Raw genomic sequence first — 26,497 nt, forward strand, 5'->3', positions numbered from 1 at the left:
CATCTTTAACATGAGGTTTGACTCATATGCATATTGAGTTCCGTCATTTGCGCACCATTCAGGCGATCCACAATGCGGGTGGGTTGGCGCGTGCGGCTGAGATGATGAACATCACACAAAGCGCGCTGAGCCATCAGGTGAAGGGCCTAGAAGATCAGGCGGGGGTTGAGCTCTTTGTGCGCCGTTCCAAGCCGTTGAAACTGTCCCCTGCGGGTCAACGTTTGTTGAAACTGGCTGAGCAGGTCCTGCCGCAGGTGGCCGCGCTTCAGGATGAATTCAGCGGGCTGCGCGACGGCAGCGCAGGCCGTATGCACATCGCGATCGAGTGCCACGCCTGTTTTGAATGGCTGTTTCCCGTGCTTGAGCAATTCCGCCGCTCGTTTGGCGAGGTGGACGTCGATATCCGCCCCGGGCTTGCGTTTGATGCACTGCCCGCACTTTTACGCCAAGAGGTTGATCTGGTTGTGTCGTCCGATCCTGAGGAAATAACAGGCGTCGATTTCATCGAGCTATTTGATTACAATGCAGTTTTTGTTGCGGCCAGCACACATCCCTTGGCGCAGAAACCCTATGTCGAAGCTGAAGATTTTCGCGGCCAGACGTTGATCACCTATCCGGTAGAACGGTCGCGTCTGGATGTTTTCAGCCAGCTTTTGATCCCTGCTAAAGTAGAGCCGGCCTCAATCCGGCAAGTCGAACTCACGGCTGTGATATTGCTGTTGGTTGCGTCGAACCGAGGTATTTCGGTGCTGCCGGATTGGGTGGTGCGCGAGGTGAAATATTCGTCAGATTACGTCACGCGGCCGTTGACGAAAAACGGGATCACACGCAGGCTTTATGCTGCGATCCGGACTGAGGATCGCGAAAAGCCGTTTATGCAAAAGTTACTGGCTTTGGCCGGACAGGAAGCACGCAAGTTGCAGTCTGTTTAAAAGCAGAAGATGTCTCGCGCCGCGATTAACACGCCGCGAGACGTGAGATTTAGATGACTTTTACCATGGCTTTGCCAGTGTTGCCGCCTGTCAGCAGTTTGATGAAGGCGTCTGGTGCATTCTCAAGGCCTTCGGTGATGTCCTCTTGGACCGCAACCGAACCATTCGCGATCATTGGGCCAACCGTTTTGTGGAATTCCCCCAAACGATCCCAGTGATTAGAAATGATAAAGCCATTTACACTAAGGAAGTTCACAAGGATTGTGCGCCACAGTTTTGGACCTGTCAGCCCTTTTTGTGATGCATCTGCGCCAAGGCCGCCCGCATTGTACCATGCGATCATGCCGCAAATCGGGATGCGGCCGTATTGGTTCATCAAAGGCAGGACAGCTTCAAGAACCTTGCCGCCAACGTTTTCGAAATAGATGTCGATGCCTTTGGGGCAAGCCGCTTGGAGGGCTTCGTTCAATTCGGATGCTGTGGCGTAGGCGTAGTGGTCAATGCATTCGTCAAAGCCAAAATGTTCAACGGCCATTTTGCACTTTTCCGGACCGCCAGCGATGCCAATCACGCGCAGGCCCAATGACTTGGCGATTTGACCAACCATTGAACCAACAGGGCCAGTGGCCGCAGCAACAACAAGTGTCTCGCCAGATTTGGGTTTGCCGTATTCCATCAAGCCAAACCAACCCGTAAAGCCGGGCATGCCAAGGACACCTAATGAATAGGTGATCGGCGCGGCGTTAGGATCAACCTTTGCTAGGCCAACAGCAGGGACCGCGGCGTGCGTCGCCCAGCCAAAGCCGCCCATCACAAACTCACCCACTTCAAAACCTTCGGCATTGGAGGCGATGATTTCACCAACTGAGCCGCCTTCCATTTTGCCGCCTACCTGAAGGGATGCCGCATAGGATTTTGAATCGTCCATGCGACCACGCATATAGGGGTCAAGTGACATGTAATGGACGCGGACCAACACTTCGCCAGCGGCAGGTGTTGGAACAGGCAATTCTTCGAGGCGGAAGTTTGCAGGTGTTGGCGCGCCGTCTGGACGGCTTGCCAGTGCGATTTGTTTCATCATTTCAGTCATAATATCCTCCACAGATTTGCCGTAACGGTAACCTAGTCAAAATTGGGCACAAGCAACACGCTGCGTCACTGCCTATTGGCTTTTTGCGTGTCACGTCCTAAGAGGACGCTAATCCATTCAGAAAAGGCCGCGTCGACATGGTAGGCAGTGCGAATCTAAACATTATGATCAAGGCTGCGCGCTCTGCTGGGCGTGCACTTGTGAAGGACTTCCGTGAAGTCGAAAACCTTCAGGTGTCGATGAAAGGCGCAGGCGATTTTGTCAGCCGCGCCGACATCAACGCTGAAAAAATTATCAAAGATGAATTGCGCGGTGCGCGTCCTACCTATGGCTGGATAGCCGAAGAAGGTGGTGAAGAAGAAGGTGATGATCCCACACGTCGCTGGATTGTGGACCCGCTGGACGGGACCACCAACTTTTTGCACGCTTTGCCGCACTGGGCTGTTTCCATCGCGCTAGAGCACAAAGGCCAGATTGTTGCGGGCGTTGTGTTTGATGCCGCCAAAGATGAAATGTTCTTTGCCGAGAAGGGTTCGGGCGCATGGCTCAATGAGAGCCGTTTGCGTGTTTCGGGCCGTAACAAGATGATCGAATCGATCTTTGCCACGGGTATCCCGTTCGGTGGTCGCTCTGATTTACCCGCTACCTTGCAGGATGTGGCGCGTTTAGCACCAACTTGTGCTGGTATCCGCCGCTGGGGTTCAGCCGCGCTTGATTTGGCATATGTTGCCGCAGGGCGTTATGACGGTTACTGGGAACGTCGCCTGAATGTCTGGGATTTGGCCGCTGGTGTCATTATCGTAAAAGAGGCAGGTGGCTTGGTTGAGCCCCTGAACCCACGCGGCAATGTGCTGCAAGACGGTGAGATCATTGCTTCAAACGAGGCAATCTTTACCGGCTTCTCCAAAGTAGTACGCGGCTAAATCTGATTTTAGCTCTGGTCAGACGGGTGATTGATCCCGTCTGACCACGGAACTGGTTCGTGTTCCCACATGTTTACCCCTTCAATACAGCCCAGATTGATCCCGCATTGCGCGGGGTCTGATCGGCGTTGGTAGTACAGGTAAATGCCACATGTCTTGCAAAAATAGTGTTTCGCCGTATGGGTGTGCCAGCTGTATCGCTGTAAGTTATCCGCGCCTTTGATAATTTCAACGCTGGACGTGAGGGCGGTCACCGCCGCCGCCTGACGTCGTCTGCAGAATGAGCAGGTGCAGCGTGCTGCGTCCGTTAGCCCATTTGGCAGCGTCGCACGAATGGCCGTTGCGCCGCAGTGGCAGCTTGCTGTGATGCTTTGGCTCATTTGCGTTTCACCTTTGGGATTGAGCTGGGCAAGGCATAGGTGGCCTCCGGATGGGGCGGATGCCCGTGGGTGGTTTGCCAGAAAGACACCCCGCCAAGGCGTAGCCAGAGCGGCAGTGTTAGGATCAATCCAGCAATGAACCCGCCTGCATGGGCCCAATAGGCCACGCCGCCTGTGCCCTGAAGGGAACCAATCCCACCAATGAATTGCATGGCGAACCACAGGATCAGCATAATCCATGCTGGGATCGGGAATATTCGGAAGAAGACTATCAGGATCAGCAGAATGTCTATTTTTGCTTTGGGGTAGAGCAGAAGGTATCCGCCCATCACGCCAGCGATTGCGCCGGACGCACCAACCATCGGGACAAAGGACGTAGGATCAGAAACCACATGGGCCAGACCTGATAGAGCGCCTGCCAATAGGTAGAAACCCAGATAGGGTAGATGGCCCATTTCATCTTCGACGTTATCGCCGAAGATCCACAAAAACAGCATGTTTCCTGCCAAATGCATCCAGCCGCCATGCAGAAACTGCGATGAAAGGAGCGCGCTATATCCGTCGCCCTCCATGATGCGTCGGGGTAGGAGAGCCCAATCGTAATAGAACTGCGCAAGCGCACGTTCATCACCCGATATGGGTAGCATGCTGAGGAAAATACCGATATTGGCCGCCATCAGCGCATAGGTCACATAAGGTACGCGGCCTGAGGGGTTATGATCACGGATCGGAAACATCTGATGCTACGTTCCGCGATTGCAAGTGGAGCGTCAAGGGCCGAGGGAACGTGATCCAACGGACATGCTAACGCATGATTAGATTTACGGGCGTTTGGGTCAGACGTGAGCCATTGTGGGTGGGGTGCGTATGTAGTGAGGCCATTCAAGAGTTGTCGTGCCTGAATGGCCTTAGGTTAGTGCTTTGCGGTGTTGGGGGCTTTGTTAAGCCGAGGCCCCCAACAGTTCAGCATTGCCGCCTGACGCTGTTGTATCGACGCAAACATGGCGTTCTTGGCGCACACGGGCTGTGTCAGGGAGGCCACGCAGCAGCGGAATGATCGGACCTGTTCGTTTGGCGAGGGCCTGATCATAGCTGCGTGCAGTATCTGTATCGCCCCACCAGAGTACCCCGCCAAAGTCTGGGCCTGTGCTAAGGGCATCGGGTGCAATTGAACCTGTTGCTATCACGGCGATACCGCCTAGCGCCTCGACAGCGCGCTTTTGTGTGGCAGCTGTTTCAGCAGTTGGTCCGGCGCACAAAAGAGCTGCACGGGGCAGGGTGGAGAGGCGGTTGCTTTCGCCGGTAGGGCCCGGGAGTGAAAGGGTGTCGATGGCCTGCGCGATGTGCGGGGGCACAGCAGGTAGTTCGCCAGTGGTTTCCCAAGGTGCCGATTGCGCCGCTTCGTCAGGTGCCGAAAAGCGCGGTAAGTAATTTGGCCCACCTGCTTTGGGGCCTGTACCGGAAAGGCCTTCACCGCCAAAGGGTTGGCTGCCCACAATTGCACCAATTTGATTGCGGTTGATGTAGACATTTCCCGCCTCGATCCGCTCTGACACGTGCTGTACACGGTCATCAATGCGCGTGTGCAAGCCGAAGGTAAGGCCATAACCCGTCGCGTTTATGGCATCGATAACATCATCAAGTTCATGCGATTTGAATGTTGCGATGTGCAGGACAGGTCCAAAGATTTCACGCTCAAGATCGCCGATGCCGTTTACGCGCAGAATGGTGGGCGCGATGTAGGTGCCGTGATCCGGTGTTGGCAGTTCAGCGATGAGGCGGCCCTCTGCGCGGCCTGTTTGGATGTGGGCCGCAATGCCAGCACGGGCGGCTTCGTCAATAACGGGTCCGACATCAGTGCTAAGGTGCCACGGGTCGCCCATTTGCAGGGCCTGCATCGCACCGATCAGCATTTTCTGGAACGGTTCTGCGATGTCTTCCTGAACGTAGAGACAGCGCAAGGCCGAACAACGTTGGCCCGCAGACTGAAAGGCGCTCTCGACGATGGCCTGTACGGCCTGTTCTGGCAGGGCGGTGCTGTCTACGATCATCGCATTAAGGCCGCCTGTTTCCGCAATGAGTGGTGTGCCGGGCGCGCAATGATCGGCCATCGCGCTGCGAATGCGCTGGGCGGTCGCGGTTGATCCGGTGAATGCAACGCCGTTGACCCGGATATCTGATGTCACTGCAGCACCAACATCCCCAGCACCGGGCAGTAGTTGCAACGCGCTGACAGGCACGCCAGCCTCATGCAGTACCAAGATTGCCAAATGGGCAATCAGGGGCGTCTGCTCGGCAGGTTTGGCGAGTACGGCGTTTCCGGCAGCAAGGGCCGCACTGATCTGCCCCAAGAAGATCGCAAAAGGGAAGTTCCACGGCGAGATACAAGTGAACACGCCAGCCGCAGGCATGTTGGTGGCTTGAGCCGCGTAATAGCGCATGAAATCCACACCCTCACGCAGCTCTGCCACACAGTCGGGCAGACCTTTGCCTGCTTCACGGGTGAGTAGGGTGAAAATCTCGCCGTAGCGCTCTTCGTAGATTGCCGCTGCGCGTAGTAGGGCCGCGCGGCGATCCTCCAATGGGGCGTCCCAAGGTGTTGCAGCATCAATGGCCTGCGCCACATCTGATGGCGTGGCCGGGCTGACCGTGCCGGGCGATTTGCCTAAGCCCGTTGGTGTTTGCACTTCCTGGGTTACACCGCCTTTGGTCCCCTCTGCGATCAATGGTTCAGCGTGCCATGTGACATGTTCATAGGGCGCACGCGCGGCCTCAATAGCTGTTAGGGTTGGCGTGTGAGTTAAGTCAAATCCACGTGCGTTTGCGCGCAGGGGGCGGAAGATATTTGGGCCAGTCGGGATCACCGGAATGCTGTCTTCCAGCTTGGCAAACGGGTCTGCTGCGACCTCTTCAGGAGCGACATCCTCGTCAACGATTTGGTTTACAAAGCTGGAGTTTGCCCCGTTTTCCAGCAGGCGACGGACAAGGTAGGCGAGCAGGTCTTTATGTGCGCCGACGGGCGCATAGATGCGGCAGCGGCTGGCGTGCTTTTCCATGACGATGTTGTGCAGTGTTTCGCCCATGCCGTGCAAGCGCTGGAATTCATAGGTTTCTTTGTCTTGGCCCATGTGCAGTACTGCCGCGACTGTATGCGCGTTATGTGTGGCGAACTGAGGGTAAATGCGATCGGTCATGCCCAGCAATTTGCGCGCGTTCGAGATGTAGCTGACGTCGGTTGCGGCCTTGCGGGTGAATACGGGGAACCCGTCAACGCCCTCAACCTGAGCGCGCTTGATTTCGGTATCCCAGTAGGCACCTTTAACCAGACGCACCATGATGCGGCGATCATGGCGTTCTGCCATGGCATATAGCGCGTCAATGACACCACCAGCGCGCGGACCATAGGCCTGAACCACAATCCCAAAACCGTCCCAACCAGCCAAGGCTGGCTCGCTCATGACCCGATCAATCACATCAAGGGAAAGGCCGAGGCGGTCTGCTTCTTCCGCGTCAACATTGAGGCCCATGCCCGCAGATTTTGCGAGCAGGCATAATGCGCGCAGGCGGGGGGCCAGATCGCGCATTACGGATGCTTCTTGGGCCACTTCGTAACGGGGGTGCAGTGCTGACAGTTTGACGGAAATGCCTGGGTTGCGGCGGATGTCTTCGTTGGTGCATCCGCGTGCAATAGAGGAAATCGCGTCAGAATAGCTGAGGTGATACCGGCGGGCGTCGGCTTCAGTGCGGGCAGCTTCGCCGAGCATGTCATAGGAATAGGTAAAGCCTTTGGCCTCCATTCCAGCAGCGCGTTTCATGGCGCCTTTGATGTCTTCACCCAAAACAAACTGCCGGCCCATTTCCTTCATGGCGCGGGCCACGGCAGTACGGATCACAGGCTCGCCCATGCGTTTGATCGCTGCGCGCAGGTGGCGCACGGGGCCGGGTTGTTCGTCATCTAGAACACGGCCCGTCAGCATCAAGGCCCACGTAGACGCATTGACCATAGTCGAGGTCGAGTGGCCCATGTGGCGGCCCCAATCTGACGGCGCGATCTTATCTTCGATCAACGCATCCATCGTCTCGGCGTCTGGCACACGCAGTAGTGCCTCGGCCAAACACATGAGGGCGACACCTTCATCCGTAGATAGGCCATACTCTGCGAGGAAGACTTCCATCATTCCAGGCGATGTTGCGCCACGAATATCGCGCACAAGGCCAGCGGCGGCTGCGCTGATGTCACTGCGATCGGCACTGCTTAATGCTGCCGTCTGGATCAATGTTTCCAGCACGGTATTTGCATCGCTGTAAGTGCCTGCATCAATGCTTGCGCGCAGGGAGAGGAAGGTATCACGTGCCATTAACTTGCTCCAAATGTAATATTTCACTAGTGTAGGGCATAAATGAAGGGCATGTTGACCAAATCTTGCGGCAAGAATAGGTAAAATGGCCTAAATTATGGAGATATTTCAGTGAAAAACACTTCTGATTTGGATCGATTTGATCAGTCGATTCTGACGACTCTGGCCGAGGATGGCCGGATCAGCATCACCGATCTTGCTAAACGTATTGGACTATCTAAGTCCCCAACGCAGGCGCGATTGCGACGGTTGGAAGAAAACGGCGTCATTTTGGGCTACCGCGCGATGTTGAATCCGATCCGCTTGGGGTTGGATCATGTGGCCTTTGTTGAAGTGCGCCTGACCGATACACGCGAATCTGCGTTGGCAGCGTTTAATTCGGCGGTGACCCGCGTGCCGCAAATTGAACAAGCCCACATGATCGCGGGTAACTTTGACTATCTTCTAAAAGTACGAACACGCGACATGGCGAGTTATCGAGCGTTTCTGGGGGATACAATTTCGGCCCTACCGCACGTTGGTTCGACGTCGACCTATGTCGCGATGGAGGCCGTGAAAGAGGTCGTGCTGTCCGAAGGCGTCTGATCATAGCACAGGGGCGCGAAAAAGGTTGGGTTAACTAAGGCATTTGATATATTTACACTGCGCTGATGCATTGTATGGTGCGGGCGTGGTGGAATGGTAGACACACCAGACTTAAAATCCTTGCGTCTGTGCAGAGATATGCATACGGAACAAGGCGTTGCGAAGACGAGACGGTTTCTAGGCCCGATATAGGCCCGAAACTGAAAATTGAAGACAACGCCAGATGCGGGCGTGATGGAATGGTAGACATACCAGACTTAAAATCCTTGGCTCCGCACAGCAAAGCGTATACGAAACAAGGCGTTGCGACGTGAAGATTGTTTTGAGGCCCGATATAGGCCCGAAACTAAAGATTGAAGAACAACGCCAGATGCGGGCGTGATGGAATGGTAGACATTGCAGACTTAAAATCTGTTGGGCGTATGCCCGTGGGGGTTCGAGTCCCCCCGCCCGCACCAATATTGTTAAACTAACCCACTGTGTTGCTAGGTAATTTCGAAAAGCGAGAGGATAAACGTTATGGTCTCGCAGCTGCAGAAGGTGTCGACCGTAGATCTCTATTACATCTGTCAGATGGTGGATGGAGTTACTCGAAATCCTGGTGAATACCTTCGAAATATTGAAGACATTTTTGGTGACATGTCGTCGAACAGTCTGGTTAGAAAGTACCCAAAGTGGACCTGCTTTCACATCTTTGTGGAAGATCTCATTTCAAGTGTGATTTACGAAGACGCGGATAAGTCAGACAATAATCCGGGCAATTTCTGGGTCGATGCGCTGATCAAATCCAACGGCATAAAGACTTCGGGAGTTCTGGGATCAGAGTTTGACCGAGAAGACGGCTATGAATACTTAGAACTTCTTCAACAAGATGAACTGATTACCGAACTTTGTGAGGCGATTGCCAAGCAAGTGTTCCACGTGTTGTTCTCCAACCGGGGAACAATGTCGGCTTTTGGACATATGGTAGACTACTATGTCCTGGACACGGCTTCTTCGTTTATGCCTGACGCTTTCAATCAGTCTGGCCACTTAATTAGGTCTACTATCCCAATGTGGGCGAAGAATGCCGTATTTCACCGGGACAAGGGTAGATGCGTTCTATGTCAAACAGATCTAACGCGGTTATTTAGTCTGCAGGCGGAAACCCACTATGACCACATAATACCTTTGGCTCGTGGGGGGATGAACTGCGTAACAAACCTCCAACTGACGTGCTCGACATGCAACCTTGCGAAAGGGGCACGGTCGTCAAGCACCTCTCGCGAGTATGAATCTTGGTATGACTACTAATGTGAATTCCGAAGTTCGGCTAAGTGGCCATTCATGCTTCAGTATGATGATCGTTATGATGAAATGACGGACAACATGACCGTGTGGGTTCCACTCCCATCGCTCGCATCAATTCTCTATACGGTATGAGTACTTACATGGGTTGGAACACAGCGGGCAAAAATATACCCTCAGGTAAGCCAAAAAATTACAGATTTTTCCCGTTCCCTGTTCGTTCAGCATGCAGTAAAGATGAGAAAAGTTGATAGGGATGACTTCACACCGTGCATCATAGAAATCTGAAGCAAGACTTGGATGATGCCTATCCTCCGGAAGTCGCCGAGTTGATAAGTTCGATTGAGCTCCAGTTGGAGGGAACAGAGTTTTCTTCAGAAGCAGTAGCAATCGCAACTCAGTATCTTCATTCCGGAACGAAGTTCCCTGATGTCGATTATGCTTCGTATGAAGACGTCCCAAACCAGCTCTCAAAAGAGGTTGAAAGTGCCGCGAAGTTCTCATTTATCGATTTGTTTGCTGGGATTGGTGGATTTAGGCTTGCGTTGAACGCTGAGGGCGGCCGAGCAGTATTTAGCTCTGAATGGGAAAAGAACGCAAAGTCGGCGTATTTTATTAACCATGGTGAGTATCCCTATGGAGATATCAACTTATTTACGAACGAGGGGATATCGGACAATCGTCTAGGGGCGTTGATACCCAGTCATGATATATTGGCAGGTGGGTTTCCTTGTCAGCCATTTAGTCTTGCAGGCGTTTCAGCGAGAAATTCCTTAGGAACACCACATGGTCTTGATTGCACAACTCAAGGCACTCTTTTTCGATCAATTGAAAGAATTGCTGCGGTAAAGCAGCCAAAGGTGCTTTTCCTAGAGAACGTGAGAAACATACTATCTCACGACAATGGAAGAACATTTGAAGTCATCAAAAATTCGATTGAAGCAACAGGATATAAGTTCTTTTTCAAGGTTGTGGACTCGTCAACTGTAGTAGCACAGCAGCGCAAAAGATGTTTCATGGTTGCGGTTCGTAAAGATGTGGCTCGCAAGCATGGAGACTTTGTGTTTCCGGCATTTGAGGGCGATCCGATCCCTCTCAAATCGGTTCTCAGGCAAAAAGTTGACGACAGGTATACAATTAGTCAAAAACTGTGGGACGGCCACAAAAACAGAAGTGATCGCAATAAGGCCAGAGGCACAGGATTCACAGTAAAGTTGGCCGATGTAGAAAGGCCTTCAGCCACTATTGTTGCCCGTTACGGTAAGGACGGAAAAGAGTGTCTGATCAAACAAGAGAACGGGCCGCCACGGACACTTTCTATCGAGGAATGTCGAGAGCTTTTTGGTTATCCTGAAGATTTCAAGCTGCCGTTAGCAAAAACGACTAGCTTTAGATTGCTGGGAAATTCGGTAGTTGTTCCAGTTGTTTCGATAATTTCGAAGGCGATCGTGCAACAGTATTTGTGAGCTGAATTAGAGTGTGCCACGAATGATTTGTGGCAGAGTCTTTCTAATATCACTAATGGGCAGGACGTATTTTGCACAGTTCTTATCTTTGATTAGATTTAGATAATCTGGTGAGCTATCGGGTAGATAGAATATATTGCCTCGAACTCCCATATCTTCCACCCTTGCTGGGCTTTGGTCAAAATGAGTAAAGAACCAAACCATTTTCCGAATTCTCAGTTGCTGCAACTCTGCCATAGATGTGGTTGCTTGCTTAACTCTCTCTCGGCCGGTCCGTTTGCAGCTAATGAGCGTGTTGTGGTTGCCGTGTTTGATCAGCAGGTCGGCCTCGATGACACCCGAAATAAGTTGCGGCACTGAGTCGTGCTTAATTCCTAGATGATCAAATATTGTTATGACAGCATTCTGTAGGTCGTCCCCAGACCGGCTTTTGCGTTTTTGACCAGCTCGCCTTTCAAATTCTTGAAGCGCTGCGGAAATTAGGTCCACTCGGTCTATGCTACTAAGCTGCGTCGAATTTTTGGCAAAGATTTTATCAGCCTCGGCAACAAGGTTACCTGCAAGGTCATTTTCCTGAGAGAGGCATGTCTGAAGTGTAAAATCGTCCCAGTTGTTAATGAGAGTTTCTAAATATGCATCACCTTGAGTACCCAAGACCTTAAGCGCTTGCTGGCGAGCAATATTTTGAGCTTGATCCGTTGGAACTTTTCCCATGACAAAATTTATTGCTGGCATCAACTCAGAAACAATGACGATAAGGATTTCAATTCCTGCGTTGGTCGTAACATTCGCAACAAGGTAAGCTTTGAAGTTAGCGTAGATTCCCCTGACATTTGGGCTGCTGGAGGAAAAGTCAGAACTCCTCTCCGAGAACGCATTATTAAGAACTGTCTGAGGTGGCGTTTTTTGATTGTGGTGCCGTCTGAGGCTTTGACCAAATGCAACTAATTTTGCGTTATTTTTTCCAAAAGAGTTGGACCCCTCCTTGCTGATGAGTTCTCTCAATAGAAAATAGGCCAAGTTCTTTTCTAGGATGCCAGTAATCAATGCAATTCTCCCGATAGTTGTGGGGAGATTTACAGGCTCTAGAAGTATTGGCAAGTCGGATCAGGCTTTAACCAAGTTTATGTTATGCCGTAGAGCTCAAGGGGATATGAAGTCTCTTGATGTCGTCGAGATAGATAAGTTAAATCAGTGTGCTACAAATCGACAAGTCCCCGTAGACCCAGAATAGGCTGCGTTGAAAGCACTTGCGATACTATGACGCGATGTAACTCGCCCGCAGCCAATTTGGTTGCGGGCGAGCTTTCTTTCACCCTATGGCTGGGTTTCGTGCGCCCTATCGGACAGGTGAAATGCGCTTTGGCCAATGGCTTCAAGTCTCTTGGCTGTTTCCAACACGCTAAGATGCCTGAACAGAGTTTTGGACAAGATCCTTACTAACTCATGCGGTTCGAACAGGTGAGCATGCTGTTCGATGTGTTGAACACGTCCCAAGACCGGATTTGTAATCCGTGCTTTGTCGACTTCACGGGAAGTTAGCACGTCTTTGCCTGCGTTGCGAAGTTCATTCCTGTAGAACCCAATGCAAGCCGGTGTAGTCTTAGCATTTGGGAAAACCGCCTTGACGTAGGCCAATGTTTCCGTGTTGTTGTAGCCAATACGCACAGCGTGTCGCGCATGATCGCCAATTGTGCAGCCGACGACCTTTGGGGCATTTCTTGCCGCCCCTATGGCCTGATCAGGACGACTTGGATTGTTTAGTTTAGGGTCATGATAGCTCATGGGTATCTCCAGTTATTGCGTCGACAATTTGTCATCGGCGCTTCTGGAAACAGGTTACTCACTAGTTGGAACGCATTAATATAAACACTTCGCGCCAGTGCTCTAAAGCCACAACGCGAGAGGTAAAATTCGCGAAAATCGGCAATGAGGATAGACATATTTTGGCGATATGAGCTTCGACTTCAAATCTTGAGATTGGTGCGTTTGGCCGCAACAAGGTAAATGATACCCACATGATTACAGTGGGTTATGACTTATTTTTACACAACGAACAGGAACTCAAGTGTCATCCGTTTACGGCAATCTTCTATGCGATTGGTCATACAGGGCGAACTCAACAAGCATATTTTTTTGACCGACCAAACCGATTTCACCTGTTTTTCATTGATTTTCTGCTGCGTCAGGCGGTTTCCGGTCGAAGTTACTGCAGTTGGCAAGGGCAATTGATTTTCGCCCGGCGGCGCACATTCCGTGACACCGCCGGGCGATGCCGATCGTGCCCAGCAATAAGCACGATCGGCATTGACCCAGAAGAAGAGGAGAACAATCCGCCTTAGGTCATTAATGGGGGTATCAGTGGCCGAACGCCCTTTTCGCGAGTTCGGGCTCGGTGGCGGTCACTTGTGCGCAGGCACCAACGAAATCAGCACCCTCAGCCGTCAGTACGTCTACTTTGGCATAGAACGTCTTTTCAGCGGTGCTTTCTGTTACTTCGAACGTCTGCGGCCGGTGAACCTTTGTCAGGTGGTTCACGGCTTGGTCCATCATGTCGGCTCTGACGTTCCCAAACTGGTCATAGTAGGTGTCTGGCAGATGGCCTGACTTTGCGAGTTCATGTGGTTGGGTCATTTCTTGTTTCTCCTGTGGCAGCGATTTGGCAGCCGTGATGATCTGTTCAAATTGCCTGTCATTGATGGCCGATGGATCGGTGTCGTCGATCACACCAAGCAGATCCTCTCGTTGATCGCTGGCCGGTTTGTTGGCGACCACATTGCGCAATCGGTCCAACGATTTCTGGGTCACCACATTGGCCACGTCTGCGTCAGCATCTGGAGTTATGTCTGGCACCCTCTCGACCAGGCGCTCAAGCTCTTGGCCGATGTTGATCACGTCCATAAGTGCCTCTCCGGCCTGTGTGGTTTCAGCCATCTGTTTCGCGTCGCGGTCATCCAGGCCTTCTGTGGCGCGGCGGATACGATCGGTCAGCTCGCTCAGCATGTCTTGGGCCATTGTGCCGATGGAGATCATTGCCCCGCGGAGACCTACACCATCCTGTTTGTCAAAGAAGGGTGCCAATGCGTCGGTTTGCTTGGCCAACTTGCGTTTATGGCGGTTGGGTGCTTCGTCATGGGCATCGACCAGCGCGGCGTAGTACTTATGGATGAGAGGCGCGTTTGCCTTGGTGAACTCAGACATTGATATCGTCCTCCTTGAATTTGAACTGTGGCGCTAGTGGGGTGTTTGGCTTTGAACCCATGGTGCGGGCGATGCCGAGCCGCTTGCACAACGGAGTTGCCGCGAACCACAATCCACGGACGTAGCCCCACTTTCGCATGTTGACGTCGGCACGGGCTCCAGGCTCCAGAGTCGCCAATGTGGATTGAAGCAACTCCAGCTCATCAAATGCGACACCAAGGGCGGCAGCGGCAGCGTCGAAATTGGCAGCGGCGGCAGACAGACTATTTCTAGTACTTGCCACATCTTGCGCCCTCAAAGCCTCGGCGGCGGCGCGATCTCGTTCAACAGCCAACTTCTGCTCTGCCTCGGCAGCCTCAGCGGCGAGTTGGTCGAGTTCGGCTTCAATGCCACTCGCCTCATCAGCCTTCATTTCGGTTCTAAGCGCCTTTCGTGCCTCGTCTCGATCCTTAAGGATCAGCTTCTTCGCATTCTCAAACATCTGCTATCCTGACTATGATCTCTACGCGCATCGTGCGGAGAAACGGGCAGCAGGGGACACCATTGTTACTAAGTGTCTCTCAAAATGCTGGTACATGGCCTACGGCCGAGCCACGTGAAGGGGCCACGTAAGGCGCTGTAAATGAAGGGGTAATACGGGGGTTTTGTAGGCGAGTGATGCGCAGTCACAAGTCCTGGATGCCAAACACATCGCCGAACAGGCTCACAACGTTGATCGTGGTCTGCTCGGGCGCGTCAACCGGCCGATCTGGCAAGTCGTTGTCAGTCTCGGTGGCTAATGCTTCGGTAGTCTGCGTTTCGGCGCACCGTTGCGGTTCTTGGTCCACGGATACAGCCACAAGATCGGTGTCAGGCCAGGTGCAGTAGGGCCCAGCACCGCCCACCGGGGTTCGGCTTACGTTGAGCGCAATATCGTCCAACCCGTTCTTTAGGCACCATGCCGCGCAATCACGCCGTGCCGTCTCATTCTCGAAGGGCAAACCTACGCAGCCAATAACCGCAACGCCATCCACCAGCATGACAGACGATTGGAACACCGCGTGTGCCACGCCTGCGACGGGTTCCCAAAGCGACGGACCAAAGCTGACCCAATCGGGTGGTGCAATGAATGTCACATGAACCACGTCATCATCAGAGGGTGAGACCACGCTGCGCGCTGATGTTGCCTCCGCCGCCGACCAGTCGTCATTGGCAAGGGCGGCTCTCGCTGCGGCGACGCGGGCATTGTCAGACAGGAAGGGCAGATCGCCTCTGCTGCCGAGCGCGTCAGCTTCGATGCTGCCCACCAGAGCGGTCCCGTCTTCGAATAGCGCGATTGTCCTAGTCATCTTCTATGACCTCCGCGTCAACCGTATCCATGTGAGACGCAACCATCTCGGCCTTTAGCGCGTCCAGGTCGAGCGGTTCGCCCTTCTGTACTTCTGGACCCGCCGCGTAATTGTTGTTCTGGACAGCGACTAGTGGCGCAGTTCTTGCGTTGAGGTCGCGCATTCTAATCGACATGAGTTTAACTGCGATCCTAGGATCGACGTTAGAGTAATCAAACCGCATCAGCGGTTCAAAGTCACCGTCGAGCTCAATATCGCCTGTGTCTGGATCGGTCGCCAAGATCCACCTGCCGGTGCCCATGTGCAGCGCCGTGGCGATAACGCGTTGCGTCAGGGTCTCTTCGAAAGCTTCGATCGCGTCGTCCCACCGCGCAGAAAATTCCGGATCCTGCCTGCGCCGATTGTAGAATGTGCGCCGGGTTGGCCCAGCGACGTTTGCCGCATAAGTGACCTGGCCAAATTCGGATAGGGCGGTAAGGAAGCGTTCGTCCACATCCGGAGGTATTGCAGCGCGAGTGTGGTACTTGCTCAGCGCGTTGGCATTGGCGGGTGGTCGTATTTGTATTGCAGAGTTGCTCATGTTCCACCTGTTATGGGCCTACGGTAGGGCCGCGCTTTCTGCCCTTCATAGGGCATTGATTTGGATGGGCTTTTTGGCCCTCTGAACGGGACGTGTGATCCACTGTCACATACCCCTTGGCGGCAGTAAGGCTTGATGTGGTTTGATGCCTTGGTGCCTTGGTGTCCGAATAAACCAGAGCGCCGCGTTGACCGTCTTCAACAGATATGGCGCGTTCTGCTGCTCCCAGTGAACCAGCGTTTCTCGTGGGATGGGTGGCTCCCATTCTTTCCATCATGCGCGGCCCACTGAGTTCATGTGACACTATGTGACGTCGTCATATGACATTTAAGTTTATGTTTTTGTTATATAATACCCTATTTTATTAGAGTCATTTGACAGTAGGATATAATAATACCGGTAAACCATTATCCTAAGTTGGCGGTGTGTTCGTGCGCTCGGTCCGTCCGTGTGCGTAACTGAGCTCAATGCTGTGTGACGCCTCAAAAAGCTCCCATTGCATAATGAAATCATGCGCTTGGACGCCATATGACGCGTCACATAGCTATGCGTTTTTGCGTGACGCTTCGCTCAGTCCTCAAAATCTTCCCCCTCATATGCCGCGACCCCGCTGACGCCTGTAAGGCAATAGGTCTGCTTGCCTTTTTTGCCTCGGGGGTTCTTGACGCGGCGCTGTCTGTACCGAACGTTTGGAAGTGCAGCGCAAATATCTAGGGCAAGGTCAGTTTGGTTTCTGGTTTCTCCGCTGGAAAGGCCCTCTTGGAAGATCCAATCACGGTAAGAAGAATAAATCTCGTTCATCGGCACCGCGTGTTCTTCGTCTCCGGTGACCTCAAGCCTATCGGTTGCAAAGCGCAGCGCAGGTGACTGTCCAAGTTCTGATGTAGCAGCTTCAATGTGGCCTGCCTCACCAACCGTGAAGGAAAGGCTATTTTCACGAAGTCGGCTTAATCCCTTGAGCGCCCAGTTGGCGATACCTGGCATCTCTTCCATGAGTTTTGCCCCAAGGTTTCTGTCTTCACGCCCAAGGAATGAAGTATCGAAACGGACAATGAGCATCCGCGCCGCCAGTGCGCCACTTTCGTCAATGAACTTGGGCATCTTGTTTGCAACAACCATAAGCTTGGTGGGTAACGGCACCTGGAGCACCGATCTGTTCTTCCTGTTCACGTCGACCTCATCACCGCCCGTGATCATTTTGATCCGTTCCAGTGCCAGTGTGCGGCCGGAGCCTGCAACGTCATGAGCATCTGGAATGATCAACAGTCGCTTATCCAGACAGGGTTCCAAGCCAAAGCTTTCACCGAGGCCAGACAAAGCTGACGAATGGCTGTGTTGCTTTCCAACCAAAGCTTTACAGATATGCGCAGCCGTCGATTTCCCGCCGCGCTTTACCCCGATCAGGTTCATGAAGCGGTGTGCACGTACATCTGCGGTCATCAAGTAGCCCATCCACTCTTGCAGTGTTGAGTGGTAAGAGGCATCCAATACTTGGTCTAACCAACTCATCCAGGTTGGGCACTGCGCGGATAGGTCATATGAGTGGTCAGGAAGCCCCGTGGCGAAGTATGAACCGTCGAATTCGTGCAGCTTATTGGTTCTCAGATCAAGCAGCCCATTCCTAAATAGCACCAGGTCAGAAGCGGCCGCTTTGATTGGCGGTTCTCCAATCCAGTCAAAGGGGCGTGCGTCGGTGGCCCGGAGGTCCGAGACGCCCTTCACCATCTTGCTCACATGCTCGACGTCTAGAATGTCGGTCGGATCGGTCGCTCGGATTTCGGCCTTCAGCATGGCCTCGTCGAGCGCCTCCCACACACCTTCGCGAAGGTCATAGAAGATGCCGTCCGAAGACAGCACACGCCTCGGGCGACGACCAAGAAAATGGCGCGCGTTCTTTGCACCATGCTTGACCTCGTAGACCAGCCTGGTTGGCCAAGGACGCGCCCTTTCCTTGGCACGATTAGCAGCAGGCTCTTCAGTCTCGACGTCATCGAAATCCTCAGCAGCGTCGGGGCGCGGAATGGTGTCTTGTCGTCCAGCGTTGGTTAGCGCCATATCGAGCGTGCGGTAAGTGATCCCGCCTGCTTTACCAAGGTCGAGACTATCCCAGCGGTCCGCTATTGCAGACGCGTCGTCAACGTAAAGCGGATCGAGAGTGGACCATTCGATAAACTCCTCGCGCCCGCATCCGCCCGTGGCGTGGTGGCAGGCCATCATGATCTCAAGCCAATCGGAGTGATCTCGGAAGTTTTCGGGTTCCAACACATCAAGCATTAATGCCAGTTCCTTGACGCTATAGACGCCAGGTGCGGTTGCGGTGGCGGCAGATCTCACCGTTTTGCGCGCAACCTCGATCAGCGCATCTGGAGCATCAGGCGCGTCGTTGAACATGTCGAGCGGCTCCCCGATCCAATCGTACAGGTTGCCGTTCGGGTGGATTGAGCCGGGCGCAACGGTCTGTCGGCCCCGCGTCTTGAATTCGACGCCGGGGAAGCCAGCAGGACCCTCAAGAACAGGAATATCGCTTGGCTTCGTCAAATAGTGATGTAGCCCGCCGGAGCCCGTACGTACGGTCGGCCAATTAGTAGGGTCCAGACCATTGCGAAGGATGAACTCGTCGTAATCCGGTACGCCCCACTGGCCGCTGTCATTCCTTGGGTCCCAGTCAATCACAAGGTCGGTTGCGCGCAGGCGAACGCCAACATTGCCTTCACCGCGTTTCATCCTTGCGATAGCGGCCGCGTTGTCGCTCTGTCGCGTTGTCCAGTTTTTGTGCACGGGCACCTTGCCGAGTTCTCTGACCTTACCTGTCTTCATGTCCTTCTTTGATTTGTCCCAGCGGTGCAGCGGGATCAATTCGTAACCGGCGTCATCGAGTTGCATGGTTTGCTGTGGGTCGGGCATGCGATCAGTCATCGAACTGCTCCCGATGTTGCGTGGCCTTGGAGTCCATCCAATCAAGCAGTTCGGAGAGGCGATAGACGATCTTGCGATCGCGCATATGGAACGGCGGACCAAAGCGTCGGCCACGCGTTGATCTGTAGTCCCGCAATGTGTTGATGCTCAAACCAACCAGCTCTGACGCCTCTGCGGGCGTCAGTTGGCAATCGTCATCGGCTAACGTGGGTTTTGTCGCAGATGGCATCGCGGCAATATCAAATTCAGGCATCTTGTCGTCTCCTCGGACTCAGGCATGTCGTTTTCTTGTCAATTGATCCGCCGCGTTCCAGATGCGTGGCGGGTCTATTTTTTTTCGCATTGAGGACCATCGTAGTCCTCGATGGCCTATGAGTAAGCCAACGTTTGCCGCCGCGTAAACAAACACTTTGCAGGTTGAGGTGATTGTCCGTTTTAGTGAAATTGGTGAATAAAATTAATAGCTTGCGATTCTATAGAACTGAATGTTCTCAGCCGCGGTTCGCGCGGAAATGCGGGAACTAGCAATTTTTTGCGGGAGTAGTCACGTTCGATCCGCCATCTTGGCGCTTGGTTGGCCCACTATCGAAGAACCTCTTTCCACTGATCTGACATGAAGGCCCGAAGGTCCGCGATGGAATACAAGACGCGGGTGCCGACGCGGTGCACAGCAGGACCTTCGGCATTCATGCGCCAGAGATCCAGTGTCTGTCGGCTGATGCCAATGAAGTCGGCTGCTTGCTTGATGTTTAGGTATTCCTTTGGCGGAGCAACCACTGCCGCCTCAATGCGCTCCAGGCGCTGGATGATATCTTGCTGCATGCCCGGCTAACTCCGTGGATTGATTGACATGCTTTGATTTTGATCTTGTTGTGACCTGATGTAACCCATTGCTTCTTAGAGTGGATCAAGTGGAATAAATTCGTTGACCCATAGCAGGTTAGATTGCAGGTTCTTTGGAGGAATTTTAGATGGATTTGTCATGTCAAATAGTAAAACGCCGTATGTTTTTTGGTCGCTCGTTTCTATTGGGGTATTGCCAGCGATTTCCGCTGCGCTGCTCCCACCAGGACAGTTTTGCTTGGATGCATCGCTACAAACCAGATTCTTTTGCCAGCTGAGCATCGAACGGGCCAGCTTCGCTACCAAGTTTGAATTTGGCATATTGTATCTTGTGCTGCTCGCTTTGGGTGTTTTGATTGCTCTCACCAAATCTAAAACCAAATTTTGGTCGCTGATTTCTTTGTCACCACTTTTGTTGCTGTCGCTAATTTCGTTGCTGACACTTTCGATAACACCAACACCTCTGCCGCAATCCGTATTTGCTTCAAACGACGAAGTTTTTGAAGATGGGGTTCTGGACGCAAAGATAGATGAACTATTTCGGCACCTGAGTGCACGTACGCCCTTTGGCATCGTCGATGACGATGACTTACGGGCGCTTGTTTCGCAAATAGAAGAGGGGGCTAGACTCGAACAAAATCAAGCAAACATATCGGCGAGCATCGCGGCCAAGTATGAAACGAGAAAGTCCTGGCCAACAAAAATGGAATGCGAATTTGACAGTGAACCTCAGCCAAATTTTCGGCCATCAATCGGGCAGCCACGCAACCCGGGTACAGAAATTTGTTTTGAAGTATTCGTTGATAGGGTTGCTTACAGTGCTCTTTGGTCTGAAATTCAGGCTTTAGAAAGCCGTCTTCAAGCTTCTTTGAATGAACGGCCCGATCCGGGCGGTGATAAATTGCAAGCGATTGACAGCTTTAATAGTCGTGCGCAACTTCTGGCCGATGGAAGCAAGGTGAGCTATGCGTCGATAATTTGGCAGCTATATGGTATGGTTTCCCTTTTGTCGCTTCTGTTGATAATCATTCATGTACCGACCATCTCAGTCAACACGGCACAACTCTTTGTCGGTTCGTTTGCCATGGCTTTGTTGTTATCAGGTCCTAGTGCTATACTTTTTGAAACAGGTGGCCTTTTAAACCTTTACCCCTTCGCTCTCCTTGTCGTTTTATATAGTGTCCTAAAAATCATAATTTTGGCGTTCCAGCAAAATGATGACATTGAAATAACCAAACGAGAAGTGTTTCTGCTAGGGCGAAAGACTTTATCTAAGTGGTGGATTATTGGGTTCTGTGGGTTTCTGGGCCTTTATGCTTCTCAACGGCTGGACAACTACTTCGCAGGAATTGTTTACTGCATCGGACAGGTACATGGTGAGTGCGATCCATCGAATCTGCATGTTGTAAAAGATTACGATGTTGAGCCTGATTTAGAAGGCGATATTCAACGATCAGTCGCTGAGCATTTCAACACCGCGCAAATCCGTTTGACCGAACTGACGAATAGCACGATCAAGAATTTAGAAGGGTCGGCAGAAAGCAGTCGCGATGAAATAATTAGTCAGCTCTTCGACACTGAGACCGCAGTTTTCCCCAAACCCCTTTATGATTATTATGTCCCATCGCTTCGCCCACCGCCATCTTGTCGTTGGGTACTACCTGATGTGAAGTGCTTTTTTGAAAGATATATCAAACGATCGATAAACGCGTCTTATGAAAACACGCGTGATCGGCAACGTGGTATATTGCATGGCCGGCTTTTTGAAGTTTTGTCAGATGCAGAGCGAACTGCAACGAGCAAAGCAATTGCTATGGCAAACGAAATTGATCGATCTTTCATCGCAGCTCGAAATTCGATGAGTAGCGTCATCGCCAACGCATTTCAAACGCTACGAGTGATCAGTCTATTTTTTGATTTTTTGCTTGCGCTCGCTCTAGTTAAGAGCTTTTTGACTGTTTTTGCGCGCCTCTACTTTTACGAGTATCCAGAGCGATATATGGCTATGGAGTCCAAGATGCCCGAAGCACGGGTAATGTCTCTGGATTTTGAGCAGGAGAGAGTTTTCGCTGATATACGTGAAGGTTTCGGATCAAAGTTTGAATTCTCAGCGTATGAAGATGATTTTTTTGTAAACCGTAAATTTGGTGTGAATCATATTGCTAAAGATTATTCTATTCCATTTATGTTGTCAGCAACTCTGCGCAGGTTAAAGCACGGGATTTTTGCATTGAACAAAGTCAAAAAAGAAGACTGCAAAAAGGCGGAAATGAAATTTGGTGCAGCTTCTGAATTTGTAACGTGGAACGTTGTAGAAGGTGAAAAAATTTATGTCTCACCGCAAAACTTGGTAGCATTCTCTGGCGGGTTGCGGCCTAAAACGCAAATCAATTTGAGGCTTATATCCTTGGCATTTGATCGAATGTTCTTTCTTACGTTTTCTGGAGCAGGAACCATGATCTTCAAGACAATGGGCCCGCCTGAAATATGTCCTGATAAAGACGGGATAGCCGCCTTTGAGGTAAACCAGTTTGCAGCTTGGTCGGCGACAGCTCAATTGGGTGCCATGGGGGATGACACTAGAAGGAATATCTATATGAATTCTGCAAGCGTTTCAGTTCAAAATGGCAAAGAGGGAGCTGTTATTGATGTTGGGAACAATGCTGCGCCGAGAATAGGAATAATTAGATTTATCCCTCCGGCCCTTTTGCCAATTTAGACAATCTCAGAATGACAGGTTGCTATCTAAAACTCATTAACCTTGCAGCAACCCGCTCCTGAGCCTCCCGCATGTGTCCCAATAAATGCGCCCGCGTTACATAGTTGAACGAAACATGCGGATTGGCGTGGTTCAGAAGCAGTGTCACTGTCTGAAAATCCACCCCTGCCTCCATCGCATGCGTCCGATAGGTGTGACGCATCATGTGAGGCGCATAGGGGAAACCTTTGGTTCGGCACATCTGTTCTATGTGGCCGCTATTTGATGTTGAAGACGGAAAGACAAAGGAACTTTCCAGTGGCCTCGTCAGATCACGCACTTCACCCAGCTCTTGAATTAGAAGCCGGGGCAGGGGCAGTTTGAAGGCTTTGGCCTCGCCACCTTTTGGCGATGGCACGGTCAGCACGCCGTCTTGATCAAGATGTTCCCATTTCATTGATCTGGCGTCTTTTGAACGAAGCCCTGTCAGCAACATAGCCAACCAACAGCAGCGACGAACACGGTCTTCCAACTCATCCAACTGACGCCAGAGCAAAGGCATGTCATCTGGTCCAATTGCCCAATCCCTTGGCCTCTCTTGGTTCATCCGAACACCACGTGTCACCGGATTTGGCGGCAAGTCGTGCGTTCTTGCCGCGTCATTGATCAACAGCTTCAGAACGCGCATCGCGCCGTTGGCACCACAAGGGCCAGTCTTACGGGTCAGCTTTTCATGAAGGGCACGTACCGTTGCGCGATCAATCCGATCTACGGGTAATTTCTTCAGTGTTGAAAGCGCCCCGTCTACCTTCTGTTTATACCAAGCCAAGGTCCGAGTGCTTAGTTCCTGACCGCGCGTTGCAAAGTAAGCGTCTGCAACCTCCTTGAGGTTCGGTATCGTTGTCTTAGGCGCTCTTGGATCTTCGCCGCGACGCAATATCGTTCTTAGCTCGTGAGCGCGTTCTCGGGCTGTTTTTAGAGACACTTCGTCGGTGCGACCAATGACGATAGAGATATAGCGATCGGTGCTGTCATTGATCCGGCCCACCAATTTGTAGCTGGCACTCAACTTGCCGACGACGATCCGAAGACCGCTGACAGAGGCATCATATATCTGTTTTCCTGCTTCTTGGTCATGGTGGATTTTGTCCACCACGCTCTGTGTGAGTTTGGTTGCCATGAGGCGTTTCTCCTATGTAATCTGACGGTTAGCCCGAACTCGGGCCCGTTTCTGATTAGATCGCCTCAGGTGGTGGTGAGGCGCATAAGAGTTTTATGTCGTGTTTATATAAGGTTGCGGACCGCTATAAGGCGTAAAAGGCCGTAAAAAGTGCGGTGAAGCAAAACTTAAAATCTGTTGGGCGAATGCCCGTGGGGGTTCGAGTCCCCCCGCCCGCACCATAGTTTTCAATGTAATCTTTAATTATTAGTGACTTAGGTATTCGATTATTTGATGGGCCCCCCCCCTTTGGTCCCCTTTTTCGTGTTTGCTTTTGCCGAGCGCAATTTCCATTCTGTGTGCAGGTATTGATTGAGGGAAACGTCGGGTCATTTATCAACTCCGCAGATGTTCTACTGACGATAAGAGTGGCACTTTCAATCTAGGGTATTTTTCAGATTGGCGTCCTTGAGAAGAGTGCTGAAAGGTTACGGGGTGTACAAATGACCCTGTATATCCATGAACGCTTTTCTGATGTTTGGAATGTCACCGAGCTTTTTCTTGGCTCCGTTCGTTCCGCCGTACTTAACTTTCAGGAAGTCGCCGATCTTTGATAGAGCTAACTTATCAACGCCATGAATTTCATAAGCCGACAAAACAGATTCAAGGAATGAACGCATTTCGCCTTCGAAGTCGATAAGGCCGTTTTGCCTTGCCGCTTCCGCCCGCTTAGATCGTAGTTGAGGGGTCAGCGTGAATTTTACATAGCCATTTGTCACATCGGCGGAGAGCAGCCCTTCGCTGCAAGCGCGAGATCGAAAGAGCGGCGCGAAGAAAGCGGAGGCTCAGTCCGTATGCCCCCTGTTTTCGAGGGTTCACTCACATCCACCACCATCCAATATATCTATTTACTTTCATGTGGTTAAATTCACCCTACGCCATTGATGTTCAGGCCCGTTCGCCTTAAATCTAACCTAAGTGTGGGAACAGATGTGGGAACGATATGAAACTGAGCGCGCGCAAGGTGGAAACGGCAGGGGTTGGACGTCACGGAGATGGGCGCGGCCTATTCTTGTATGTGAAGCCGACATTGGCGCGGTCATGGGTGCTTAGGTATCAGGTGCAGGGGCGACGCCATGATCTTGGATTAGGCGCGTATCCCGATGTGACCTTGGCGATGGCGCGTCAAAAAGCAACCGACGCAAGGCGTCTGATCTTGGACGGGGACGACCCGATTGCCAAACGTCGCCAAGCCCAGCCAAAGACATTCAAGGACGCCGCGCTTGAATTAATCGAAAGCAAGCGGTCTGGATGGAAAAACGCCAAGCACGCCGCCCAATGGACGTCCACGCTAGAGGCTTACGTGTTCCCCACGCTTGGCCCGATGCAAGTGACCAAGATCGCAACTGCGGACGTGGTTGGCGCGCTCAAGCCTATATGGTCGCAAAAACCCGAAACCGCCAACCGCGTCCGGCAACGGATCGAGGCAGTGCTGGATTATGCATCCGCGCTGGGAATTCGCGAGGGGGACAATCCCGCACGGTGGCGCGGCCACTTGGACAATCTATTGCCCAAGCCGACCAAGGTCCGCGCGGTTCAACACCACCCCGCCTTACCCCATGCGGATATCTCAGACTTTATGGACGCTCTATCTACGCGCAAAGGCGTTTCCGCTCGGGCTTTGACCTTTACCATCCTCACGGCGGCGCGGTCTGGTGAAACGCGGGGCATGACGTGGGCCGAAGTAGATTTGGAAGGCCGTGTCTGGACCATCCCCGCCCAGCGGATGAAAGCAGGCAAAGAACACCGCGTTCCTCTAACGCAATCCGTGATTGCCCAGCTTGGTCCAAGGGGACCAGACACGGAACTTGTCTTTGGCAGCGAAACGAAAGCAGGTAAGCCAATTTCCGATATGAGCATGACCGCTCTGTTGCGCCGCATGGAATATGACAACATCACCGTTCACGGGTTCAGGTCCACGTTCCGCGATTGGGCAGGCGAAACAACTAGTTTCCCACGCGAAGTGATCGAAGCGGCGCTGGCACACGGAATCAAAAATAAAGCCGAAGCGGCTTATGCGCGATCTGATCTGTTCGACAAGCGGCGTGACTTGATGGAAGCTTGGACGAACGTTACCACCCCCGAAACCTTGAGCGCGAACGTTATTGCACTTTCCTGAGCAGGTTTCATCTTGGTCAAAGGTCAACGCACGAAAGTTCAGTCAATCAATCCCATCGGGCAAGACACCTTGTATCAGGTAACGCAGCCGCCAGCTCCAAATAATTTTTGTTGGCACCACTTTGCATTTTGCAGGCAAGATAAACTCTAGAAAACAAAGTGATCGACCGTTAGCTCACTTACATTAACATCAATCAGGGTAATTGTATTTCCCGCGCCATCGTAAATCATAGCATTGCGACCCGACTGCTGCAAATGGTTCGCATCCAAGTCAAGGTAATCGTTGATGGCTAAAATACTAGATAGATTGATCTTTTCGCCTGTATTAGTCACGTCGAAATCCATGATCCGGTCATTACCAAAGCCGTTCTCAAACATGAATTGATCAACGCCTGCACCGCCCCAAATAGTGTCATTACCCCCTTGGCCATAAATCGTGTCATTATTGCCCATGCCAAACAGACTATCATTCCCCGCGCGACCATACAGAACATCGTCGCCCGCAGCACCCCAAAGGCTGTTGTTGCTGCCGTCACCGCGCAGATCATCTGCGAAGCTTGTGCCATAGAGGTT

The 26,497-nt window shown here is 52.2% G+C and carries 23 protein-coding genes, 1 tRNA gene and 1 pseudogene; 9 read left to right on the forward strand and 16 right to left on the reverse strand.

What is annotated here, in order from left to right; all coding sequences use genetic code 11:
- Positions 1–26: 26 nt before the first annotated feature.
- Complete coding sequence (locus V7775_RS10275) at positions 27–932, forward strand: LysR family transcriptional regulator (RefSeq protein ID WP_335751808.1); 906 nt, start codon at positions 27–29, stop codon at positions 930–932.
- A gap of 49 nt (positions 933–981) precedes the next feature.
- Here V7775_RS10275 and V7775_RS10280 read toward each other — a convergent pair whose 3' ends face one another.
- A complete protein-coding gene (locus tag V7775_RS10280) occupies positions 982–2,022 on the reverse strand; it encodes an NADP-dependent oxidoreductase (protein ID WP_335751809.1) in 1,041 nt (346 codons plus the stop codon).
- 137 nt (positions 2,023–2,159) lie between these two features.
- On the opposite strand from V7775_RS10280, the gene V7775_RS10285 reads away from it, so the two are divergent.
- Positions 2,160–2,945 (forward strand): inositol monophosphatase family protein, encoded by a 786-nt coding sequence (locus V7775_RS10285; protein ID WP_335751810.1) that lies wholly within the window; start codon positions 2,160–2,162, stop codon positions 2,943–2,945.
- Positions 2,946–2,953: 8 nt separating this feature from the next.
- Here the strand turns inward: V7775_RS10285 and V7775_RS10290 are convergent, their stop codons facing one another.
- From V7775_RS10290 to putA, 3 genes are all read right to left on the reverse strand, one after another.
- Positions 2,954–3,325, reverse strand: a complete 372-nt coding sequence (locus V7775_RS10290; RefSeq protein WP_335751811.1) for a GFA family protein — start codon at positions 3,323–3,325, stop codon at positions 2,954–2,956.
- A complete protein-coding gene (locus V7775_RS10295; protein WP_335751812.1) occupies positions 3,322–4,062 on the reverse strand; it encodes a rhomboid family intramembrane serine protease in 741 nt (246 codons plus the stop codon). Before V7775_RS10295 ends, V7775_RS10290 begins: the two co-directional genes overlap by 4 nt.
- Positions 4,063–4,266: 204 nt before the next feature.
- Positions 4,267–7,683 (reverse strand): bifunctional proline dehydrogenase/L-glutamate gamma-semialdehyde dehydrogenase PutA, encoded by a 3,417-nt coding sequence (gene putA / locus V7775_RS10300; RefSeq protein ID WP_335751813.1) that lies wholly within the window; start codon positions 7,681–7,683, stop codon positions 4,267–4,269.
- 111 nt (positions 7,684–7,794) lie between these two features.
- Between putA and V7775_RS10305 the strand changes: the two genes are divergently transcribed.
- From V7775_RS10305 to dcm, 4 genes are all read left to right on the forward strand, one after another.
- On the forward strand, positions 7,795–8,268 hold the full coding sequence (locus V7775_RS10305) for an Lrp/AsnC family transcriptional regulator (protein WP_335751814.1): 474 nt from the start codon (positions 7,795–7,797) through the stop codon (positions 8,266–8,268).
- 372 nt (positions 8,269–8,640) lie between these two features.
- Positions 8,641–8,726 (forward strand) — tRNA-Leu (locus tag V7775_RS10310).
- A 61-nt stretch (positions 8,727–8,787) separates the two neighbouring features.
- Entirely contained in the window at positions 8,788–9,561 is a 774-nt protein-coding gene (locus V7775_RS10315) for an HNH endonuclease (RefSeq protein WP_335751815.1), read from the forward strand.
- Between the two features lie 290 nt (positions 9,562–9,851).
- A complete protein-coding gene (dcm, locus tag V7775_RS10320) occupies positions 9,852–11,021 on the forward strand; it encodes a DNA (cytosine-5-)-methyltransferase (RefSeq protein WP_335751816.1) in 1,170 nt (389 codons plus the stop codon).
- Between the two features lie 6 nt (positions 11,022–11,027).
- On the opposite strand, the gene V7775_RS10325 is transcribed toward dcm, so the two are convergent.
- Positions 11,028–12,068, reverse strand: coding sequence for a hypothetical protein (locus V7775_RS10325; RefSeq protein WP_335751817.1), 1,041 nt, complete (start codon positions 12,066–12,068; stop codon positions 11,028–11,030).
- Between the two features lie 270 nt (positions 12,069–12,338).
- Positions 12,339–12,806 (reverse strand): hypothetical protein, encoded by a 468-nt coding sequence (locus tag V7775_RS10330; protein ID WP_335751818.1) that lies wholly within the window; start codon positions 12,804–12,806, stop codon positions 12,339–12,341.
- A gap of 233 nt (positions 12,807–13,039) precedes the next feature.
- Between V7775_RS10330 and V7775_RS10335 the strand changes: the two genes are divergently transcribed.
- Positions 13,040–13,363, forward strand: coding sequence for a hypothetical protein (locus tag V7775_RS10335; protein ID WP_335751819.1), 324 nt, complete (start codon positions 13,040–13,042; stop codon positions 13,361–13,363).
- Positions 13,364–13,379: 16 nt separating this feature from the next.
- Here the strand turns inward: V7775_RS10335 and V7775_RS10340 are convergent, their stop codons facing one another.
- The 7 genes from V7775_RS10340 to V7775_RS10370 all read right to left on the reverse strand — a co-directional run bounded on the left by V7775_RS10340 (position 13,380) and on the right by V7775_RS10370 (position 19,868).
- The gene (locus V7775_RS10340; protein ID WP_335751820.1) at positions 13,380–14,222 is read right to left on the reverse strand and encodes a hypothetical protein; all 843 of its coding nucleotides are present in this window, start codon (positions 14,220–14,222) and stop codon (positions 13,380–13,382) included.
- Positions 14,215–14,703 carry a hypothetical protein gene (locus V7775_RS10345; protein WP_335751821.1) on the reverse strand — a complete coding sequence of 163 codons (489 nt, stop codon included), beginning with the start codon at positions 14,701–14,703 and terminating at the stop codon, positions 14,215–14,217. The genes V7775_RS10340 and V7775_RS10345 overlap by 8 nt, the downstream gene beginning before the upstream one ends.
- A gap of 184 nt (positions 14,704–14,887) precedes the next feature.
- Positions 14,888–15,550 (reverse strand): hypothetical protein, encoded by a 663-nt coding sequence (locus V7775_RS10350; protein WP_335751822.1) that lies wholly within the window; start codon positions 15,548–15,550, stop codon positions 14,888–14,890.
- A complete protein-coding gene (locus V7775_RS10355; protein ID WP_335751823.1) occupies positions 15,543–16,130 on the reverse strand; it encodes a hypothetical protein in 588 nt (195 codons plus the stop codon). The genes V7775_RS10350 and V7775_RS10355 overlap by 8 nt, the downstream gene beginning before the upstream one ends.
- Positions 16,131–16,700: 570 nt before the next feature.
- On the reverse strand, positions 16,701–19,046 hold the full coding sequence (locus V7775_RS10360; protein ID WP_335751824.1) for a phage/plasmid primase, P4 family: 2,346 nt from the start codon (positions 19,044–19,046) through the stop codon (positions 16,701–16,703).
- Positions 19,039–19,299: a helix-turn-helix domain-containing protein gene (locus V7775_RS10365; protein WP_335751825.1), complete on the reverse strand. Its 261-nt coding sequence runs from the start codon at positions 19,297–19,299 to the stop codon at positions 19,039–19,041. Before V7775_RS10365 ends, V7775_RS10360 begins: the two co-directional genes overlap by 8 nt.
- 329 nt (positions 19,300–19,628) lie before the next feature.
- Positions 19,629–19,868: a helix-turn-helix transcriptional regulator gene (locus tag V7775_RS10370; RefSeq protein WP_335751826.1), complete on the reverse strand. Its 240-nt coding sequence runs from the start codon at positions 19,866–19,868 to the stop codon at positions 19,629–19,631.
- A 160-nt stretch (positions 19,869–20,028) separates the two neighbouring features.
- On the opposite strand from V7775_RS10370, the gene V7775_RS10375 reads away from it, so the two are divergent.
- Positions 20,029–22,608, forward strand: coding sequence for a hypothetical protein (locus V7775_RS10375; RefSeq protein ID WP_335751827.1), 2,580 nt, complete (start codon positions 20,029–20,031; stop codon positions 22,606–22,608).
- A gap of 22 nt (positions 22,609–22,630) precedes the next feature.
- On the opposite strand, the gene V7775_RS10380 is transcribed toward V7775_RS10375, so the two are convergent.
- Both V7775_RS10380 and V7775_RS10385 read right to left on the reverse strand, forming a co-directional pair.
- A complete protein-coding gene (locus V7775_RS10380; RefSeq protein WP_335751828.1) occupies positions 22,631–23,767 on the reverse strand; it encodes a tyrosine-type recombinase/integrase in 1,137 nt (378 codons plus the stop codon).
- Between the two features lie 467 nt (positions 23,768–24,234).
- Positions 24,235–24,513: pseudogene (locus tag V7775_RS10385) on the reverse strand (type I restriction-modification enzyme R subunit C-terminal domain-containing protein); the annotation flags it as partial.
- 236 nt (positions 24,514–24,749) lie between these two features.
- Between V7775_RS10385 and V7775_RS10390 the strand changes: the two are divergent.
- Entirely contained in the window at positions 24,750–25,925 is a 1,176-nt protein-coding gene (locus tag V7775_RS10390; protein ID WP_335751830.1) for a tyrosine-type recombinase/integrase, read from the forward strand.
- Between the two features lie 146 nt (positions 25,926–26,071).
- Here V7775_RS10390 and V7775_RS10395 read toward each other — a convergent pair.
- On the reverse strand, positions 26,072–26,497 hold a 426-nt coding region (locus V7775_RS10395; protein ID WP_443070110.1), incomplete at its 5' end, for a calcium-binding protein.

The sequence above is a fragment of the Sulfitobacter sp. genome, assembly GCF_036960155.1.
Taxonomy (GTDB): domain Bacteria; phylum Pseudomonadota; class Alphaproteobacteria; order Rhodobacterales; family Rhodobacteraceae; genus Sulfitobacter.